This is a genomic window from Mesorhizobium sp. M4B.F.Ca.ET.089.01.1.1, from assembly GCF_004022605.1.
GTDB classification, from domain to species: domain Bacteria; phylum Pseudomonadota; class Alphaproteobacteria; order Rhizobiales; family Rhizobiaceae; genus Mesorhizobium; species Mesorhizobium abyssinicae.
The window spans coordinates 1-480 of sequence record NZ_RZOS01001364.1 but is presented as its reverse complement, the minus strand read 5'-3'; the positions used below and the strand labels follow the sequence as shown (position 1 = coordinate 480).

General features: G+C 58.1%; 1 protein-coding gene. It reads right to left on the bottom strand.

The features are described from left to right. Positions 1-369 (bottom strand): transposase (locus EN780_RS37550; protein ID WP_133373015.1); only part of this gene is annotated, 369 nt, incomplete at its 3' end. Between the last annotated feature and the right edge of the window lie 111 nt (positions 370-480).

The window sequence follows — 480 nt, the reverse complement described above, 5'->3', positions numbered from 1 at the left end:
GTGAAGCATCATCACACTTTGCTGCTCGGGTGATTTCATCGGCACGAAGCGCATAGTCGGCCGTGTCACCGCCTCGCAGATCGCCTCTGCGTCTGCAGCATCATTCTTCTGCCGCTTCAGATAAGGCTTCACATACTGTGCCGGCAGCAGCCGCACATCATGGCCACGTGCATTCAGTTCTCTCGCCCAATAGTGCGACGAGCTGCAGGCTTCGATTCCGACCAGGCAACGTGGCAGGCTCTCGAAGAATGCCAGCACGCGCCCACGCGTCAGCTTCCTGCGAAAGACAACCTCACTCGCCGCATCCACCCCGTGGACTTGAAACACTGACTTCGCAATATCCAGACCAATCGTCGTAACGTTGCCCATCATAGATCTCCTCCAGCTCTGGCCCCACGATCATACCGCAGGGCGGGAGGAGAGCCGTCCACCGCATCAGAAGCTGACCGACTGGTTTTAGGTCAAGGTGCGAAGAAGCGG